This is a genomic window from Paraburkholderia sp. EG286A (assembly GCF_040965375.1).
Lineage (GTDB): Bacteria > Pseudomonadota > Gammaproteobacteria > Burkholderiales > Burkholderiaceae > Paraburkholderia.
In genome coordinates this window covers 645,819-662,578 of record NZ_JBFRCB010000006.1, presented here as the reverse complement: position 1 = coordinate 662,578, position 16,760 = coordinate 645,819, and the positions used below count along the sequence as shown (strand labels likewise).

Here is a 16,760-nt window from a genome sequence, read left to right as displayed (position 1 = left end):
CATGCCTGATGACCATAGCGAGCTGGTCCCACCCCTTCCCATCCCGAACAGGACCGTGAAACAGCTCCACGCCGATGATAGTGCGGATTGCCCGTGTGAAAGTAGGTAATCGTCAGGCTCCTCATGCTGTAACGTCCAGAACCCCGGTGGCTCCGAAAGAGCACCGGGGTTCTGGCGTTTACGCTTCAGAAGCAGCAAACAAAAAAGCCGTCCCGTGGACGGCTTTTTGCATTAACCCGCTCGCGCAACGCAAGCGCAGGCTTATTGCGCCGCTTTCTGCACAGCTGCTGCAACCGCGGCGTCCTTCGCCAAAGCAACCTCTTCTGCGACGTCCGCAAGCTGCTCCTGAGTCAGCTCTTCAAGCAGCGCCAGGTCGCGCTCGATGACCTGCGGCAGATGCGCGCGCAAGAATTCCACCCACGTTTTGGTTTTCGCATCGACGAACTTGCGCGACGGATAGAGCGCATACACGTTCGTCTTTTGCAGCTTGTGCTTCGGCAGCACCCGCACGAGCGTACCGTTACGCAGTCCTTCAATTGCCGAGTAGACCGGCAACATCCCGATCCCCATCCCCTCGCGTATCGCAACTGCAAGTGATTCCGCGATATTCACCTGCACCGGTCCGTCCACTTGCATCTCGACGCTGCCCTCGGGCCCCTCGAGCGTCCACTCATGCGCCGGGAACGCCGGCGATTTCAGAATCAGACAGTCGTGATGCGAGAGATCGGCGGGAGTGCGTGGCGCACCGTGCGTATGCACATACCCAGGCGACGCGCACAGAATGCTGTACGTCGAACCCAGCTGATGCGAAACGAGATCGGAATTCGGCAGCGATGACGCCGTGACCACCGAGACGTCGCTGCTGCCCTCGAAGAGATCCGGCATGCGTTGCGAGAGCGTCAGCTCGACAGTGACTTCGGGATGCAGTGCGCGATAACGCGAGATCGCCGGCAGCACGTACTGCTGACCAATACTCGCGAAGCTGTGCATGCGCAGCGCCCCGACCGGGCGCTCGTGCGCACAGCTCGCTTCTTCTTCCGCGCTATCGACATCCGCGAGAATCAGCGAGCAGCGCTTGAGATACCGCTCGCCAGCGGGCGTGAGCGCGAGCCGGCGCGTCGAGCGGTTGAGCAGACGGGTGCGCAAATGCGCTTCGAGTTCCGATACCGCGCGCGACATCGCGCCAGTGGTCGAATCCAGCGACTGAGCCGCGGCCGTGAAGCTGCCCGCTTCCACGACGCGCACGAACACCCGCATGTTTTGTAACGTATCCATCAGACCTTCTTGACCTTCTTGTTCGGTACAGAAACGATATTGTCCGCCTGTCTGGGCGCGCCATTGTTGAGTGATCTGGAACGGAGGTTCCCCGCGCGTCCCATTAATGCGGCGCAATGACGCTCCTACAATCGGCCCCTGTCTTTGAAACAGCCCGAGCGTTTGTCATGAGCCGCCAGCCTGCGATACATCGAGCGTTCGACTCGCGTCGGCGCGCGGAGATCATATGGCGCGCCGCCAGACGGGCGTTGCGCGACTGGCAGGCCAGCGACGGCGCGATCTGGATCCATCTGCTGAAAACGGTCGCGGCCGGCTTGCTTGCCATGGGCATCTCCATGCTGCTGGACCTGCCGCAGCCGCGCATCGCGATGACGACGGTGTTCGTGCTGATGCAGCCGCTCTCGGGCATGGTGTTCGCCAAGAGCTTTTATCGCATCGTCGGTACTGCGGTGGGAATGGTCGCGGCGGTCGTGCTGGGCGCCGTGTTCGTCCAGCAGCCCGAACTCTACATACTCGGGATGACGGGGTGGGTAGCCGTATGTACGGCCGCCGCCATGAGGAATCGCCATTTTCGCTGGTACGGTTTCGTTCTTGCCGGCTACACGGCAGCGCTGATCGGCATTCCGCTCGTGATGCAGCCCAACGGTCTCTTTCTCGCCGCACTTGGCCGCGGCGCCGAAGTGGCTGTGGGCATTCTCTGCTCGGGCATGGTCAGCGCGGTGATCGTGCCCCGGCAGTCGGGCTCGCTGCTCGATCGCACCCTGCGCTCGCGCTATCTGAATTTTACTGCGTTCGCTGCGGCGGTGTTGGCTGGGCGGCTCGAACGGGGCGCATTCGAAGGGCGATTTGCGAGTCTCGTCGACGATGTCGTCGGCTTCGAGGCCACGCGCGCTTTCTCGTCTTTCGAAGATCCGACGATGCGCTCGCGCAGCGGCCTGCTTTCGCGCCTGAATTCCGAATTCATGGATGCCTGCGCGAGGCTGCACGCGCTGCGTCAGTTGCTCAAAAGACTGCATTGGAGCGACGCGGCGATCGCACCGCTCGCGCCGTATTTCAGCGAGCTAGCCGCGCTGCTCGCACAGCGGCCGAGCCGCAACGAAAGCGATCGCGTCTATGCGCGGCGGCTCGCCGATGGCCTCGAAGCCTTCCAGCGCACGCTGCCGCGTCATGTGCGCGAGACGCGGCGGCCGCTCGAACACGCGCTGCCCGATGCGCTGCCCGACTTCGACACCTCGGCCGAACTCATCTATCGCTTCACGACCGAGATCGTGCGCTACAGCCGTTCGTGGGCCTCGCTCATGGAGGCGCGTCCTGCACAGGAGCCGCGCGCCGCGCGCTACGTGCCCCGCACGAGCTGGTACGTGGTGGCGTTCACCTTCGTGCGCACCGCCGTGGTGGTGGCGGCGCTGGGCTGGTTCTGGGTCGAGACCGACTGGCCGAGCGGCGGCCTCGCGATGATCGCGGCCGCGCTCACGTGCGCGCTCACGTCGTCGTCGCCGAACGCATCGCGCATGGCCGTGCAGATGGCGGTCGGCGCGGGCTTTGCCGCCGTGACGGGCTATCTCTTCACCTGCTACGTCTATCCCAATGTCGATGGCTTTCCGCTGCTCTGCGCGACACTCGTTCCGGTGCTCGCCATCGGCGCTTTTCTCGCCACGCGCTCGCGCATAGCGGGCTATGGCGTCGGTTTCTCGGTGTTCTTCTGCCTGCTGGCTGGCCCGGACAACGTGATCGTCTACACGCCGGATCTGCTGGTCAACAACGGCATCGCCGTCGTCGCCGCGATGCTGGTCGCTTCGCTCGCTTTCGCGGTGGTGTTTCCGCCGCACATGAACTGGCTCGTCGAGCGCATGTGCGTGTCGTTGCGCGGGCAGGTCGTGCTGGCTTGCCATGGGGAACTGGATGGCCTCGGGCAGCGCTTCCAGTCCGGTACGCACGATCTGATGCACCAGTTGAGGCTCTTGCTGAACGGGCGCCGCCAGGCGCACCGGCGTGCGCTGCGCTGGATGCTCGTGACGCTCGAAGTCGGGCACGCCGTGGTCGATCTGCGCAACGAGGCGCACGCGGCAGCCTGGCTCGACTTTCATGACGCGCGCTGGCCAGCGGCACTCGCGCGCGCACAGGAGGACATCGCGCTCCTTTTCGAGAACCCGGACGGGTTCGCGCTCGACCACGCGCTCAGCGCTGTACGCGCCGCGACCTGGATCGCCCAGGAGGCGCTCGCCACCGTGCATCACGAGCGGGAACGGCGGCACGAGGCGCAACGGCTGCTGAGTCATCTGCACTTCATTCGCAGCGCGCTGCTCGACCGCGATGCGCCGCTCGGGCCGCTGGCGCGCCGCGCACGCCGCACGCGCGCGCCGCACAGATCGTTGAAAACACAATGAAAAAGCAGGCCCGCGCGATATTGCTGCAGTCTGGAAATATGCCTTCCACCCCGCCTCCTTAATCTATTCGACCCTGAGTCATATAGTCACATCACTGCTTCGCAGTACCCGTTAGCACTGGAGAGTAAAATGAAGTCCCTGAAGATCGCTGTTGTTGCCTGTTCGCTGTTTGCCGCCGCCGCTTATGCACAGAACGAAGCACCGGCAGCGAGCGTGCCCCAGCAGGTTGCGCAGTCCGCTGCCCCGCAGGTAGCGCAAGCGCCCGCCCACCGCGAAATCGTAAAGCCGGCAAAGAAGGATGAATGCGTCGGCCCGGTCAGCTTCTGCAATATTTATTTCGGTAGCTGAGATCGAGAGCACGCCAGCCATGTGCAGGCGCACGCTGAAATCTTGTGCCGCGACGCCTTCAAAAGGGCGCCGCGGCTTTGCGCATTGTGGCTGCACGAAACACGGCAACAGTGTTTTGTGAAACTCGCAGTGCACGACCGCCGATGCAAGACCTGAAAATAGGCACCAGGCGATCAGAGAGTTTGTGGAGACTTTGATGTACGAAGACCGTATTCGTTGTGCCGCCTTGCGCGGGAAAATCACTTCGGCCGCCGAGGCGGCCCAACTCGTGCGCAACGGCATGCGCGTCGGCGCGAGCGGCTTTACGCGCGCCGGCGACACGAAGGCCGTGCCGCTCGAACTGGCGCGCCGTGCGCGCGAAGAGAAAGAACCGCTGCGCATTACGCTGATGACGGGCGCCTCGCTCGGCCACGACGTCGATCGCATGCTGACCGAAGCGGGTGTGCTCGAGCGCCGTCTGCCGTTCCAGGTGGACGCCACGCTGCGCAAGGCGATCAACCGCGGCGAAGTGATGTTCGTCGACCAGCATCTTTCGGAAACCGTCGAGATGCTGCGCGCGAACCTGCTCGGGAAACTCGATCTCGCGATCATCGAAGCCGCCGCGATCACGGAAACCGGTGCGATCGTGCCGACCACGTCGGTCGGCAATTCGGCGAGCTTCGCGATTCTCGCGGAGAAGGTGATCGTCGAGATCAATCTCGCACAGCCGCTCGCGCTCGAAGGCCTGCACGACGTGTGGATTCCCGGCCGCCGCCCGCATCGCGATCCGCTGCCGATCGTACGTCCGCAGGACCGCGTGGGTACGACCGCCATCGAGATTCCGCCCGAGAAGATCGCCGCCATCGTCATCACGAACGAGGCGGACAGCCCCTCGACCGTGCTGCCCGCCGATGAAGAAACCGCGCGCATTGCCGGCCACCTCATCGAATTCCTGCAGCACGAAGTGAAGCACGGCCGCATGAACGCGCAACTGCCGCCGCTGCAGGCCGGCATCGGCACGATCGCGAACGCGGTGCTTTCGGGCTTCGTAGATTCACCGTTCGAAGCGCTTACGATGTACTCCGAAGTATTGCAGGACTCGACATTCGACCTGATCGATTCCGGCAAGATGGTATTCGCCTCGGGCGCCTCGATGACGCTCTCCGCGCAGCGCCAGGCGCAGGTGCTCGCCGAACTCGACCGCTATCGCGACAAGCTTGTGCTGCGTCCGCAGGAAGTGAGCAATCATCCGGAAGTGATTCGCCGCCTCGGTTTGATCGCGCTGAACACCGCGCTCGAATGCGACATCTACGGCAATGTGAATTCCACGCACGTGGGCGGCACGCACATGATGAACGGCATTGGCGGCTCGGGCGATTTCGCGCGTAATGCGTCGTGCGCGATCTTCGCGACCAAGGCGATTGCGAAGGACGGCCGCATTTCCAGCATCGTGCCGATGGTGCCGCACGTCGATCACAACGAGCACGACGTGGACGTGATCGTCACCGAGCAGGGCCTGGCCGATCTGCGCGGACTCGCGCCGCGCGAACGTGCGAACCTCGTGATCGAGCGTTGCGCGCATCCGCTCTATCGCGACTTGCTGCGCGACTACTATCGCGACGCACTCAAGATCGGCGGCCAGACGCCGCACGATCTCGCACGCGCGTATGAAATGCATCTGCGCTTCAATCAAACGGGTTCGATGCTGCCCGAAGCGACGGGCGGACTCGTGGCGAACGCATAAGGTCCAAAGCGCTCGCTATCTGGAAGCACACAAAACAAAACGGGAGCACCGGCAACGGTGCTCCCGTTTTTCATTGATAGCGCGAATTCGCTACGCTCGTCGCACGAGGCGGATGATGAAGAGCAGAATGACCGCGCCGACAATGGCGGTAATGATCGAGCTGATGATGCCAGCCCCGATATGAATGCCGAGCACGCCGGCAAGCCAACCGCCGATGAACGCGCCGACAATGCCGACGATGATATCGACGAACAATCCGAAGCCGCCGCCTTTGACAAGAACGCCAGCGAGCCAGCCTGCGATTGCGCCGATGATGAGCCAGGCAATGATGCCGTGTTGCATATGAATGCACTCCCCTTGTTGGCGTGAACGAATCACGGTGAGTGGAGCTTAGTCCAAGGGCGAATACGCGTCCATGAAACACGGCCAGAATTGACAGTTCTTGAAAACTGCCGCCGATAATTTTAAAAAGCGCAACGAATCAGAAATGTATTCGTAAGGAATGCCGGCCGATGCCATGGGCAAGCCTCATTCGGGCGCGATCTCGGGTTCCGCGGCGGTCCAGCTCACGCTGGAGACGCCTTTCTCCATGCTCAGGCGGCTCGCCATGAGTTCCAGCTTCGACTGGTACTTCGGATGCAGGCGCATCGTCGCCGTCACGCGCAGGCGCGGCGGATCGCCGGCCAGATCCTCGCTCGTGAGGCTCTGGAATGAAAGCGGTGTGGAGTACAAAGAATTCGAAAGCAACGTGCGGATATGGACTTCGTCCTCTTCGCGGCAAACCACCGTAAGCACATAAGCGCGCACGAGATCCGCATTCGAAACGGGCGACGCGTTGATGATGCGGCTCACCTCGCGCAGCACGGTATTCGTGAGCAGCACGACGACGGTGCCGGCCACCGCCGGGGCGTAGTGGCCCGCTCCGCACAGGACGCCCACGGCCGCCGAACACCATAGCGTCGCTGCGGTATTGATGCCCTGAATCGAGCCCTTCTCGCGCATGATCACGCCGCCGCCCAGAAAGCCCACGCCGGAGACGACATAGGCCGCAATTTGCGTCACGCCGGTCGAGCCATTGCCGGTCAGCACGCCGAGCGTGACGAACAAGCATGCGCCGCTTGCCACGAGCGTGATCGTGCGCAGACCGGCCGTGCGTTGGCGAATCTGGCGTTCGAGGCCGATGGCGACGCCGCAGGCGAACGCCGCGAGAAGGCGCAGGGCGAATTCGAGAGTCATCGTTTTGTCATCAAAGCGCAGGGCGGTCGCACGCCATGCGGCTCTCGCGCAAGGCGTGGCGGGTGTATCGAGCTACCTCGGGGGCCCGTGGATCATACGCGGGCCGGGGCTTTGCGCCAAGCTGTCCGCGCTGTCATGTTCGAGTCAGGATCAGGCCACGGCTGGTGGGCGAAACTACTCTCATTCGTATGGAGATGGGAAGGCAGGTCGAATGAACGGGAGTTTCTGATGGATACGCTGCGCAATATGCGGGTCTTCGTGCGAGTGGTGGAGTCCGGCAGCTTCACGCGCGCTGCGGCGAGCGAAACGATGACGACGGCGCAGGTCTCGCGCGCGGTCACCGATCTGGAGTCGCGGCTGCGCACGCGGCTGCTTAACCGGACTACGCGGCGCATGTCGCTGACCGAAGCCGGCGAGCGTTACTTTCAGAGCTGCAAGCGCATTCTTGCCGACATCGAGCAGGCCGAGGCCGAAGCCGCCGCGGCGCACGCGAACCCCGCGGGCAAGCTGCGCGTGTACGGCGGCACGAGTTTCGGGCAGCACTATGTGATGCCGCTCATCGCGCGTTATCAGCAGCATTTGCCGGAGGTCTCGGTCGATCTCACCATCGCGCAGCAGATGCCGGACATCATCGAGGAGGGCTTCGACGTGGCGGTCGTGGTGGCTGCCGAACTCGAGGACTCCGCGCTGATCTCCCAGCATCTGGGCAGCACCGCTGCCATTCTCTGCGCCTCGCCTGCGTACTTGCGCACGCGCGGCGAGCCGCAATCGTTCGACGACCTCGAGGCGCATACCTGTCTGCACCTGACCGATGCGAGCCTGCCCGCGGGCCAATGGGTTTCCGAGGGGCCGCTTGGCGAGACTTTCCGGCATACGGGCGTGACGCCGTTCCAGGTGAACAATCCCGAAGCGCTTGCGCTCGCCATCCGCGAAGGCATGGGCATCGGCCCGCTGCCGGTGCCGGTGGCGCTGCCCGGTCTCGCCGATGGCACGCTGGTGCGCGTGCTGCCCACACACACCCTGCAAAAGCTCAACATCTACGCGCTGTACGCTTCGCGCCGCTATCTGGACGCGAAGATCCGCACCTTCGTCGAGTTTCTGCGCGAGAAGGTGCCGCTCGTCCTTGCCGAGCAGGAGGCTGCGCTCGCCACCTGCGACGAGCCGCTTCGCGAAGTGGATGCACACGCGGGCCCGCGAGGCACGCGTGCGCGCAGCGGCCGCGGTCACAACACGCACGACCTGGAGCGCCTGCGCCTTGTGAACTGAAGCAGTTAAAGAAGTCTTCGCGAAGCGCGAGTCTGTTACGGCGCGTTTCGCGGCTGCGGATTTCCGGCGCTTCGCGACGCTACAGCGCCGATCTATCTGCGTTCCCGTGCGCTTTCGCGCGTCTCGCGCATTGCCTGTCAATTTCGCCATATTGGCGACAGCGACCTGCCACCGCCATTGCCTATGATGCGGCACCCGCGGGATGAATGTGTCCCCGTCTCAACCCCTCGCCTGAGTTGTCCGAAACACTGACATGTGGATTGTCAATCTCGCGCTGAAGCGACCGTACACGTTTATCGTGATGGCCATCCTGATCGTGCTGGCCACGCCGTTCGTGCTCATGTCGATGGCCACCGACGTGCTGCCCAACATCAACATCCCGGTCATCAGCATCATCTGGTCGTACAACGGCTTCTCCGCGAAGGACATGGCCGATCGCATCACCTCGGTCAACGAGCGCAGCCTCACGACCACGGTGAGCAATATCGAGCACATCGAGTCGCAGTCGCTGCCCGGCATCGCCATCATCAAGCTGTTCCTGCAGCCGGGCGCGAGCCTGCAAACCGCGATCGCGCAGGCCGTTGCATCGGAACAGGCGCAGGTGAAGCAGATGCCGCCCGGTGCGACGCCCCCGCTCGTCATCAGCTATTCGGCCTCGAGCATTCCGGTGATCCAGCTCGGCCTCTCCAGCAAGTCGATGAGCGAGCAGGCGCTCGCCGACGTCGCGATGAACTTCCTGCGCCCGCAACTCATTACGATTCCCGGCGCGCAGGTGCCTTACCCGTATGGCGGCAAGACGCGCGTGATTTCCGTGGACCTCGACACGCGCGCGCTCATTTCGAAAGGCCTCACGCCCGCCGATATCGTCAATGCCGTCAACGCGCAGAACCTGATCTTGCCGACGGGCACGGCCAAGCTCGGGCAGACCGAATATCGTGTGGACACCAATGCATCGCCCGCCACGCTGGCCGGGCTGAACCGCATTCCCGTGCAGACGGTGAACGGCGCGACTACCTATCTCGGCGACGTGGCGCACGTGCGCGACGGCTTCACGCCGCAGACCAACGTCGTGCGCCAGGACGGCCAGCGCGGCGTGCTGATGTCGATCCTCAAGAGCGGCGATGCCTCGACGCTGCAGGTGGTGGGCGCACTCAAGGACCTGCTGCCGAAGGCGCGCGACACGCTGCCCGCCGACCTCGTCGTCAAGCCGCTCTTCGACCAGTCCGTCTTCGTTTCCGCCGCCGTGCAGGGCGTGGTGCGCGAAGCACTGATCGCGGCCGCGCTCACGGCGGCGATGATCCTGCTCTTTCTCGGCAACTGGCGCAGCACGCTCATCATCGCGGTATCGATCCCGCTGTCGATTCTCTCGTCGATCATCGCGCTCTATGCGCTGGGCGAGACCATCAACATCATGACGCTCGGCGGCCTTGCGCTCGCGGTCGGCATCCTGGTCGACGACGCCACGGTCACGATCGAAAACATCGAACGGCACCTGCATCTGGGCGCGAAACTGCACGACGGCATTCTCGAAGGCGCGGGCGAAATCGCGGTGCCCGCACTCGTCTCGACGCTGTGTATCTGTATCGTGTTCGTGCCGATGTTCTTCCTCACCGGCGTGGCGCGCTTCCTGTTCGTGCCGCTCGCGGAAGCCGTGGTGTTCGCGATGATCGCGTCGTACATCCTCTCGCGCACGCTGGTGCCGACGCTCGCCATGCTGCTCTTCGAGGGCCACGATCCCACCGCGCATGCGCAGCGCGCCCAGGGCTCGCTCTTCGCGCGCATTCACTGGCGTTTCAATCATGCGTTCGAGCGCGTGCGCGCCAATTACATCGCGCTGTTGAGTCTGTTGCTCGCGCGCCGCAAGTTCTTTGGCAGCACCTTCCTCGCGTTTTGCCTGCTGTCGCTCGTCCTCGTGTTTTTCCTCGGCCGCGACTTCTTTCCTTCGGTCGATGCGGGCAATATTCGTTTGCACATGCGTGCGCCAACGGGTTTTCGCATCGAGGAAACCGCGCGCCTGGCCGACCAGGTAGAGCAGGTGGTGCGCGAAGTCGTGCCGCCCGATCAACTCGAAACGATCGTCGACAACCTCGGGCTGCCCTATAGCGGCATCAACCTCTCGTACAGCAACGCGGGGACGATGGGCACGCTCGACGGCGAAATCCAGATCGCGCTGAAGCCCGATCACGATCCCTCGCGCATTTATGTCGACAAGCTGCGGACCTTGCTGCCGCAACGCTTCCCGGGCGTGGAGTTCTTCTTCCAGCCCGCGGACATCATCACGCAGATTCTGAACTTTGGTCAGCCCGCGGCGATCGACGTGCAGGTCGTGGGCGCGAACCTGACCCAGGACATGGCGCTTGCGAGCACGCTGCTCAAGCAGGTGCGGCAACTGCCGGGCGCTGTCGATGCGCACATCGAGCAGCGTAACGACGAGCCCGCGCTCACGCTTGCCATGGACCGCACGCGTATGCAGCAGTTGAACCTGAGTCCGCAAAACGTTGCGCAGGACGTGCTGATCGCGCTCTCGGGCAGCACGCAGACTGCGCCCGCGTTCTGGGTGAGCCCGCAAAACGGCGTGGAATATCCGCTCACGGTGCAAACGCCGCAGTATCGCGAGACCTCCATGAACGAGGTGATGGGCACGCCCGTTTCCGCACGTGCGACGAATCCCAATGCGCCGCTGCAACTCGTGAGCAACCTCGTGCAGCTCGAGCCGCACGGCGGGCCGGCCATCGTCACGCACTACAACATCCGTCCCGTGATCGACCTGCTCGTGAGCGTGGAGGGCAGCGACCTGGGCTCCGTGGGCGTGAACATCAACGACATCATCCGGCATGTGCAGGCGCACGCGCCGCGCGGCACGACCATCACCATGCGCGGGCAGATCGGCACGATGCGTTCGTCGTACGTGGGTCTGGGCGTCGGCATCGCGATGGCGGTGGTGCTCGTGTATCTGCTGATCGTCGTGAACTTCCAGTCGTGGGCCGATCCGCTCATCATCATCAGCGCGCTGCCCGCCGCGCTCGCGGGCATTGCGTGGATGCTCTTCATCACCGGCACGCACCTGAGCGTGCCCGCGCTCACCGGCGCGATCATGACCGTGGGCGTCGCGACCGCGAACAGTATTCTCGTGGTCTCGTTCGCGCGGCAGCGTCTCGCCGCCGGCGCGTCGCCGCTGGCCGCCGCGCTCGAAGCGGGCGCCACCCGCATCCGCCCCGTGCTGATGACGGCGTTCGCCATGATGATCGGCATGGTGCCGATGGCGCTCGGCCTCGGCGAAGGCGCCGAGCAGAATGCGCCGCTCGGGCGCGCGGTGATCGGCGGCCTGCTGTTCGCGACGGTCTCCACGCTATTGTTCGTACCCCTGATGTTTGCGACCGTGCATACCCGGCTCGCCCACCGCGCCGCCGCAAAGCGCGAGCGCGAGGCGCAGCGCCGCGGTACGCGAGGCGATACCCGTTAAGTCACTATGGCCGAAGACATGAACGAACCTCATCACCATTCATCGCTCGACATCACCGTGGGCGGCGAGCAGGGCATGGACCTGCCGGCGCGCGGCCAGGCGGGCAGGCGCGCACGTTTTGCGCTGATCGTGGTCGCGTTGCTGCTGGCCGCGGGCGCCACGCGCACGATCGTGTCGAATCTCATGAACGCCCACCATCTGGCCGACGTCACGAAGCAGAACGCGAAGCAGTACGTGAGCGTCGTGCAACCGGTGGCCGCGGGCGCGGACGGCCGCATCGTGCTGCCGGGCACGCTGCGCGGCTTTGTCGAAGCGCCGATCTACTCGCGCGCGAACGGCTACGTGCGGCGCTGGTACGCCGATATCGGCGCGCACGTGCAACAAGGGCAGTTGCTCGCCGAGATCGATACGCCCGAGATCGATCAGGAACTCGCCCAGGCGCAGGCACAGCGCGATCAGGCCGCCTCGACGCTCGCGCTCGCGAAGACCTCGTTCGATCGGGCGCAGCAATTGCGCCAGCGCGATGCGGTCTCGCAGCAGGAACTCGATGACCGCCAGGGCGCCTTCAACACGGACCAGGCGAATCTCGCCGCCGCCGATGCGAACGTGCGCCGCCTCACGGAAATGAAGTCGTTCCAGCGCATCGTCGCGCCGATCACGGGCATCATCACGCAGCGCAACGTCGATATCGGCGACCTCGTGAACGCGGGCAACGGCGGGGCGGGTCATGCGCTCTTTTCGATTGCGCAGTCCGACCCGCTGCGCCTCTACCTCGACGTGCCGCAGACCTACGCGCAGCAGGTGGCGGTCGGCCAGCACGTTAGCGTGACCGAGCAGGAGCTGCCGGGCGTGACGTTCGACGGCACCGTCACGCGCACGGCGCAGGCCATCAACGTGGCCACGCGCACGCTGGAAGCGGAAATCTCGCTGCCCAATCACGACGGCAAGCTGCTGCCCGGCGCCTACGTGCAGGCCGCCTTGCAGACCGACGCGAAGGGCCTGCTCACGGTGCCGGGCAACACACTGCTGTTCCGCTCGGAAGGCCCGCGTCTTGCAGTCGTCGATGCGGATGGCAAGATCAAGCTCAAGGCGGTGGAAATCGCGCAGGACCTCGGGCAGACGCTCGAGATCAGCCGCGGGTTGGCGCCGACCGATCGCGTCGTGCTCAACCCGAGCGATTCGATCGCGGATGGCGACAGCGTCGTCGTGGTCGCGCCGAACAAGACTGAAGCGGCGCACGAAGCCGCCAGGCGGAGCGCGACGTGACGATGAGGCAAACCACGCGGCAACGGCCGCTCGCATACGTCACGGCGCTCGGTGCGCTCGGTCTCGCGGCTTGCACCGTGGGCCCCGACTATCACGCGCCGCAAACGCAAAGCCCTGAAGCCTGGCGCGTCGATTCCGCCGATTCATACTGGCACGCCGCGCAGCCTTCGCATGCGCCGCTCGATCCGCAGTGGTGGATGGCCTTCGACAACGCGGAGCTCGACAGTCTGGAAACCGCGGCACTCGCCGAGAACCAGACGCTGCGTGTGGCCGCCGCGCACTACGCGCAGGCACGCGCGACGCTCGCTTCGGTGTCGTCGCAGCAAAGCCCGCAGGTCGGGCTCGACTCGGGCCTCGCGCGCGAGCGCATTTCCGCGAACCGGCCGCTCACGAACTACGCGACGCCCAATACGTCGACCGTGCAGAACCAGATCATCGTCGGCGCGACCGTGAGTTACGAGCTGGACCTGTTCGGGCGCATCCGGCGCATGGTGGAGTCGGCGCAGGCGTCGACGCAGCAGGCCGGCGACGATCTCGCCAACGCGCGCCTCGTGCTCACCGCCGAACTCGCCACCGACTATTTCGCCATGCGCGAACTCGACAACGAGATCGACGTCGTGAACCGCTCGGCGCAACTGCAGCAAAAGGCGCTCGATTTCGTGACCGCGCAGCACGATCTCGGCGCGGTTTCGGGTCTCGAACTGCTGCAGCAGAAAGCCCAGCTGGCGGCGACGCAAACCCAGGTGCATCTCCTCGAAAACCAGCGCCAGCAGGAGCAGAACGCCATTGCGGTGCTGGTCGGCAAGCCGGCGCCCGAATTCACGCTGGCGCAGAAGGTCACGCCGCTGCCGGTGCCGGCGCTGCCCACCGGGCTGCCGAGCGAACTGCTGCAGCGGCGGCCCGACGTGGCTTCCGCCGAGCGCGCGATGGCCTCGGCCAATGCGCAGATCGGCGTGGCGCGCTCCGCGTACTTTCCGGACATCACGCTTTCGCCCACGTTCGGCTGGGAATCGACGCGTTTTGGCGGCCTTTTTTCCGTGCCGAGCCTGATGTGGTCGGTGGGCGCGACGGCCAGCGAGGTGCTGTTCGACGGCGGCAAGCGCGCGGCGGGCGTGGATTTCGCGGAGGCGGGCTACGAGTCGGCGCAGGCGTCTTATCGTCAGACCGTGCTCACCGCGTTCCAGGAGGTGCAAAATGCGGTAACGGGCCTGTCGGTGCTCGAACGCGCCTCGACCGATGGCCAGGCGGCCGTGGACGACGCACGCAAGTCCTTCGATCTCGCCAACGACCGCTATCAGGGCGGCCTGGTCGCGTTCATCGACGTGCTCAACGCGGAGCAGCAGTTGCTCGCCAGCGAGCGTCAGGAAGTGCAGATTCACGGCCAGCAGGTCGCCACGGTGGTCTTTCTCGCGAAGGCGCTGGGCGGCGGCTGGAGCACCGACGACCGCGAGATGGCCTGCAGCGTGGGCACGTGCCGCGAAGTGCCGAAGGCCGAGGGCAAAAGCTGAGTCGATGCAAGGGCTGAAAGCGGGGCATACAAGCGGTACAAGAGGGCTTGAGCGGGCCCGGCACCAGGGTATATAAAAGCGCGCAACGGCGGTCGCGGGCCGCGTCGGCCGGCACCGCCAGGGCAGCGCGCGAAGAGGAGGGCGGGCATGAAAGTATTGGTAATCGAAGACGAACGCAAGGTCGTGGACTACTTGCGTAGCGGACTCACGGAGCAGGGCTGGGTCGTGGATGTCGCCATGGACGGCGAGGAAGGCGCGTGGATGGCCACGGAGTACGACTTCGACGTGATCGTGCTCGACGTCATGCTGCCGAAGCTCGACGGCTTCGGCGTGCTGCGCGCCGTGCGCACGAAGAAGGACACGCCGGTCATCATGCTGACGGCGCGCGACCGCGTGGACGACCGTGTGCACGGTCTGCGCGACGGCGCCGACGACTATCTCACGAAGCCGTTCTCGTTCCTCGAACTCGTCGAGCGGCTGCGCGCGCTCACGCGGCGCGCACGCACGCAGGAATCCACGCTGATTTCGGTGGGCGATCTGCAGGTGGACCTCATCAGCCGCCGCGCGACGCGCGACGGCGTGCGCCTCGATCTCACGGCGAAGGAATTTCAGCTGCTTTCGGTGCTCGCGCGGCGGCGCGGCGAGATTCTCTCCAAGACGCTCATTACCGAGCTGGTCTGGGACGTGAATTTCGAAAGCAATGCGAACGTGGTGGAAACGGCGATCAAGCGGCTGCGCGCCAAGCTCGACGGCCCGCACGCGGCGAAACTGCTGCATACCATACGCGGCATGGGCTACGTGCTCGAAGTGCGCGAGGAAGGAGGCCAGACGTCATGAAACGCTCGATCTCGCTGCGGCTTTCGGCGATGTTCGCAGCGGTGTCGCTCATCGTGTTCACGCTCACAGGCGCGGGCCTCTTCTTCCTGATGCAGCGTCAACTCTTCAACGAACTGCGCGAGACGCTCGACACGCGTGCGCGCATCGCGAGCCTGATCGTTGCGCACGCACCGGACGTGCAGAAGTGGGCCTTCGTGCAGGAAAAGCTGCGCGACCTCTCGCCTGCGGACAGCCGCATGCATTACTACGTCGAAGGCCCGGATCCGCGCTTTCGTTTCGGCACGCCCATCGTCGGCAAGGTCACCGGTGACGTGGGCCCGAATCATCTGCTCGTGCGCCCGCCCGGCTGCAGCTACGACATCATCACGACAACCTTTATCGTGCCCGCGAGCGGCGACCGGCCCCAGGTGAAACTCGTGGTCGGCAGCGACTGCGTGCGCACCGAAGGCATGCTGCGGCGCTTCGGCATTGCGCTCGGCGTGCTGATCGCGCTCTCCACCATCGCGGTTGCGCTGCTGAGCCGCGCGGTGACGCGCTTCGGACTCGCGCCGCTCACGCGCCTCTCGCGCGAGGCCTCGCAGTTGAGCCCGTCGAACCGGCGCCAGCGTCTGCATTCGGACGAACTGCCCGAGGAGCTGCACGAACTCGCCACGTCGTTCAATGGCGCGCTGGAGCGTCTGGACAAGGCTTACGAGCGCCTCGAGTCGTTCAACGCCGACGTGGCGCACGAGCTGCGCACGCCGGTGAGCATCCTGATCGGCCAGACCCAGGTGGCGCTCACGCGCGACCGTTCGGTCGAGCAGCTGCAACAGACGCTGCAATCGAATCTTGAGGAATTCGAACGATTGCGCGTGATCGTGAACGACATGCTGTTCCTCTCGCGCAGCGATCGCGGCGAACGCGCAACCGACCTCACGGAAGTGTCGCTGCGCTCGGAGATCGAACGCATGCTCGATTTTCTGGAGATGCCGCTGGAAGAGGCGCAGCTGCGCGTGGAAGTGCAAGGCGACGCGCGCGCGTGGGTGAATACATCGCTGATCGGCCGCGCAGTGAGCAATCTGTTCGTCAACGCGATCCAGCATTCGCAGCCCGGCACGACGCTGCGCGCCACGGTCGCGCCGCAGAACGGTCACGTCGAGATCGCCGTTTCGAATCCCGGCGAGCCGCTCGACCCGGTGACGCGCGAGCACATTTTCGACCGCTTCTACCGCATTCAGGAGGCGCGCTCGAACAGCCACGAAAATCACGGGCTCGGGCTGTCGATCGTCAAGGCCGTGGCGGAAATGCACGGCGGCACGGTGTTCGTGCGCAGCGCCGACGGCGTCAACACGTTCGGGTTCTCGGTGGCCGTGGATGGCGCCGAAGCGCCCGAAACGCCCGTCGCCGGCATCGCCCGCCAGGGCCGCGCCGGCGTGCCGCTGCACGTTTCGCCCTAGCGCTGTCCTGATGCC

General features: G+C 64.8%; 12 protein-coding genes and 1 rRNA gene. 10 read left to right on the top strand and 3 right to left on the bottom strand.

Annotated features, from left to right (window positions below; translation table 11 throughout):
* Nucleotides 1–4 precede the first annotated feature (4 nt).
* A 5S ribosomal RNA gene (gene rrf / locus AB4Y35_RS29940) occupies nucleotides 5–118 on the top strand.
* Nucleotides 119–261: 143 nt separating this feature from the next.
* Here the strand turns inward: rrf and AB4Y35_RS29935 are convergent.
* Nucleotides 262–1,275, bottom strand: a complete 1,014-nt coding sequence (locus AB4Y35_RS29935) for a LysR family transcriptional regulator (protein ID WP_368707210.1) — start codon at nucleotides 1,273–1,275, stop codon at nucleotides 262–264.
* 167 nt (nucleotides 1,276–1,442) lie between these two features.
* Between AB4Y35_RS29935 and AB4Y35_RS29930 the strand changes: the two genes are divergently transcribed.
* The 3 genes from AB4Y35_RS29930 to AB4Y35_RS29920 all read left to right on the top strand — a co-directional run bounded on the left by AB4Y35_RS29930 (nucleotide 1,443) and on the right by AB4Y35_RS29920 (nucleotide 5,733).
* Entirely contained in the window at nucleotides 1,443–3,662 is a 2,220-nt protein-coding gene (locus AB4Y35_RS29930; RefSeq protein WP_368707209.1) for an FUSC family protein, read from the top strand.
* A 129-nt stretch (nucleotides 3,663–3,791) separates the two neighbouring features.
* Nucleotides 3,792–4,010: a hypothetical protein gene (locus tag AB4Y35_RS29925; protein ID WP_368707208.1), complete on the top strand. Its 219-nt coding sequence runs from the start codon at nucleotides 3,792–3,794 to the stop codon at nucleotides 4,008–4,010.
* A gap of 196 nt (nucleotides 4,011–4,206) precedes the next feature.
* On the top strand, nucleotides 4,207–5,733 hold the full coding sequence (locus tag AB4Y35_RS29920) for an acetyl-CoA hydrolase/transferase family protein (RefSeq protein ID WP_368707207.1): 1,527 nt from the start codon (nucleotides 4,207–4,209) through the stop codon (nucleotides 5,731–5,733).
* A gap of 90 nt (nucleotides 5,734–5,823) precedes the next feature.
* Here AB4Y35_RS29920 and AB4Y35_RS29915 read toward each other — a convergent pair whose 3' ends face one another.
* Together AB4Y35_RS29915 and AB4Y35_RS29910 are read right to left on the bottom strand one after the other, a co-directional pair.
* A complete protein-coding gene (locus AB4Y35_RS29915) occupies nucleotides 5,824–6,075 on the bottom strand; it encodes a GlsB/YeaQ/YmgE family stress response membrane protein (protein ID WP_042265070.1) in 252 nt (83 codons plus the stop codon).
* A gap of 186 nt (nucleotides 6,076–6,261) precedes the next feature.
* Nucleotides 6,262–6,969 (bottom strand): MgtC/SapB family protein, encoded by a 708-nt coding sequence (locus AB4Y35_RS29910; protein ID WP_368707206.1) that lies wholly within the window; start codon nucleotides 6,967–6,969, stop codon nucleotides 6,262–6,264.
* A gap of 228 nt (nucleotides 6,970–7,197) precedes the next feature.
* Here AB4Y35_RS29910 and AB4Y35_RS29905 point away from each other — a divergent pair, with 228 nt between their 5' ends.
* The 6 genes from AB4Y35_RS29905 (at nucleotide 7,198) to AB4Y35_RS29880 (ending at nucleotide 16,745) form a co-directional block, all read left to right on the top strand.
* Entirely contained in the window at nucleotides 7,198–8,235 is a 1,038-nt protein-coding gene (locus tag AB4Y35_RS29905; RefSeq protein ID WP_368689591.1) for a LysR family transcriptional regulator, read from the top strand.
* Between the two features lie 253 nt (nucleotides 8,236–8,488).
* Nucleotides 8,489–11,698: an efflux RND transporter permease subunit gene (locus AB4Y35_RS29900; RefSeq protein WP_368707205.1), complete on the top strand. Its 3,210-nt coding sequence runs from the start codon at nucleotides 8,489–8,491 to the stop codon at nucleotides 11,696–11,698.
* A gap of 18 nt (nucleotides 11,699–11,716) precedes the next feature.
* Nucleotides 11,717–12,964: an efflux RND transporter periplasmic adaptor subunit gene (locus AB4Y35_RS29895; protein WP_368707204.1), complete on the top strand. Its 1,248-nt coding sequence runs from the start codon at nucleotides 11,717–11,719 to the stop codon at nucleotides 12,962–12,964.
* A 2-nt stretch (nucleotides 12,965–12,966) separates the two neighbouring features.
* Nucleotides 12,967–14,472 (top strand): efflux transporter outer membrane subunit, encoded by a 1,506-nt coding sequence (locus AB4Y35_RS29890; protein WP_368707234.1) that lies wholly within the window; start codon nucleotides 12,967–12,969, stop codon nucleotides 14,470–14,472.
* Between the two features lie 147 nt (nucleotides 14,473–14,619).
* Nucleotides 14,620–15,309: a heavy metal response regulator transcription factor gene (locus tag AB4Y35_RS29885; protein WP_042265081.1), complete on the top strand. Its 690-nt coding sequence runs from the start codon at nucleotides 14,620–14,622 to the stop codon at nucleotides 15,307–15,309.
* A complete protein-coding gene (locus AB4Y35_RS29880; protein WP_368707203.1) occupies nucleotides 15,306–16,745 on the top strand; it encodes a heavy metal sensor histidine kinase in 1,440 nt (479 codons plus the stop codon). Before AB4Y35_RS29885 ends, AB4Y35_RS29880 begins: the two co-directional genes overlap by 4 nt.
* Nucleotides 16,746–16,760 lie beyond the last annotated feature (15 nt).

Bases quoted from the DNA above. Each gene is read 5' to 3' on its own strand.
- AB4Y35_RS29920 (WP_368707207.1), top strand. From the start codon at position 4,207: ATGTACGAAGACCGTATTCGTTGTGCCGCCTTGCGCGGGAAAATCACT.
- AB4Y35_RS29895 (WP_368707204.1), top strand. From the start codon at position 11,717: ATGAACGAACCTCATCACCATTCATCGCTCGACATCACCGTGGGCGGC.
- AB4Y35_RS29930 (WP_368707209.1), top strand. From the start codon at position 1,443: ATGAGCCGCCAGCCTGCGATACATCGAGCGTTCGACTCGCGTCGGCGC.
- AB4Y35_RS29900 (WP_368707205.1), top strand. From the start codon at position 8,489: ATGTGGATTGTCAATCTCGCGCTGAAGCGACCGTACACGTTTATCGTG.
- AB4Y35_RS29915 (WP_042265070.1), bottom strand. From the start codon at position 6,075: ATGCAACACGGCATCATTGCCTGGCTCATCATCGGCGCAATCGCAGGC.
- AB4Y35_RS29880 (WP_368707203.1), top strand. From the start codon at position 15,306: ATGAAACGCTCGATCTCGCTGCGGCTTTCGGCGATGTTCGCAGCGGTG.
- AB4Y35_RS29905 (WP_368689591.1), top strand. From the start codon at position 7,198: ATGGATACGCTGCGCAATATGCGGGTCTTCGTGCGAGTGGTGGAGTCC.
- AB4Y35_RS29910 (WP_368707206.1), bottom strand. From the start codon at position 6,969: ATGACTCTCGAATTCGCCCTGCGCCTTCTCGCGGCGTTCGCCTGCGGC.
- AB4Y35_RS29890 (WP_368707234.1), top strand. From the start codon at position 12,967: ATGAGGCAAACCACGCGGCAACGGCCGCTCGCATACGTCACGGCGCTC.
- AB4Y35_RS29935 (WP_368707210.1), bottom strand. From the start codon at position 1,275: ATGGATACGTTACAAAACATGCGGGTGTTCGTGCGCGTCGTGGAAGCG.
- AB4Y35_RS29885 (WP_042265081.1), top strand. From the start codon at position 14,620: ATGAAAGTATTGGTAATCGAAGACGAACGCAAGGTCGTGGACTACTTG.
- AB4Y35_RS29925 (WP_368707208.1), top strand. From the start codon at position 3,792: ATGAAGTCCCTGAAGATCGCTGTTGTTGCCTGTTCGCTGTTTGCCGCC.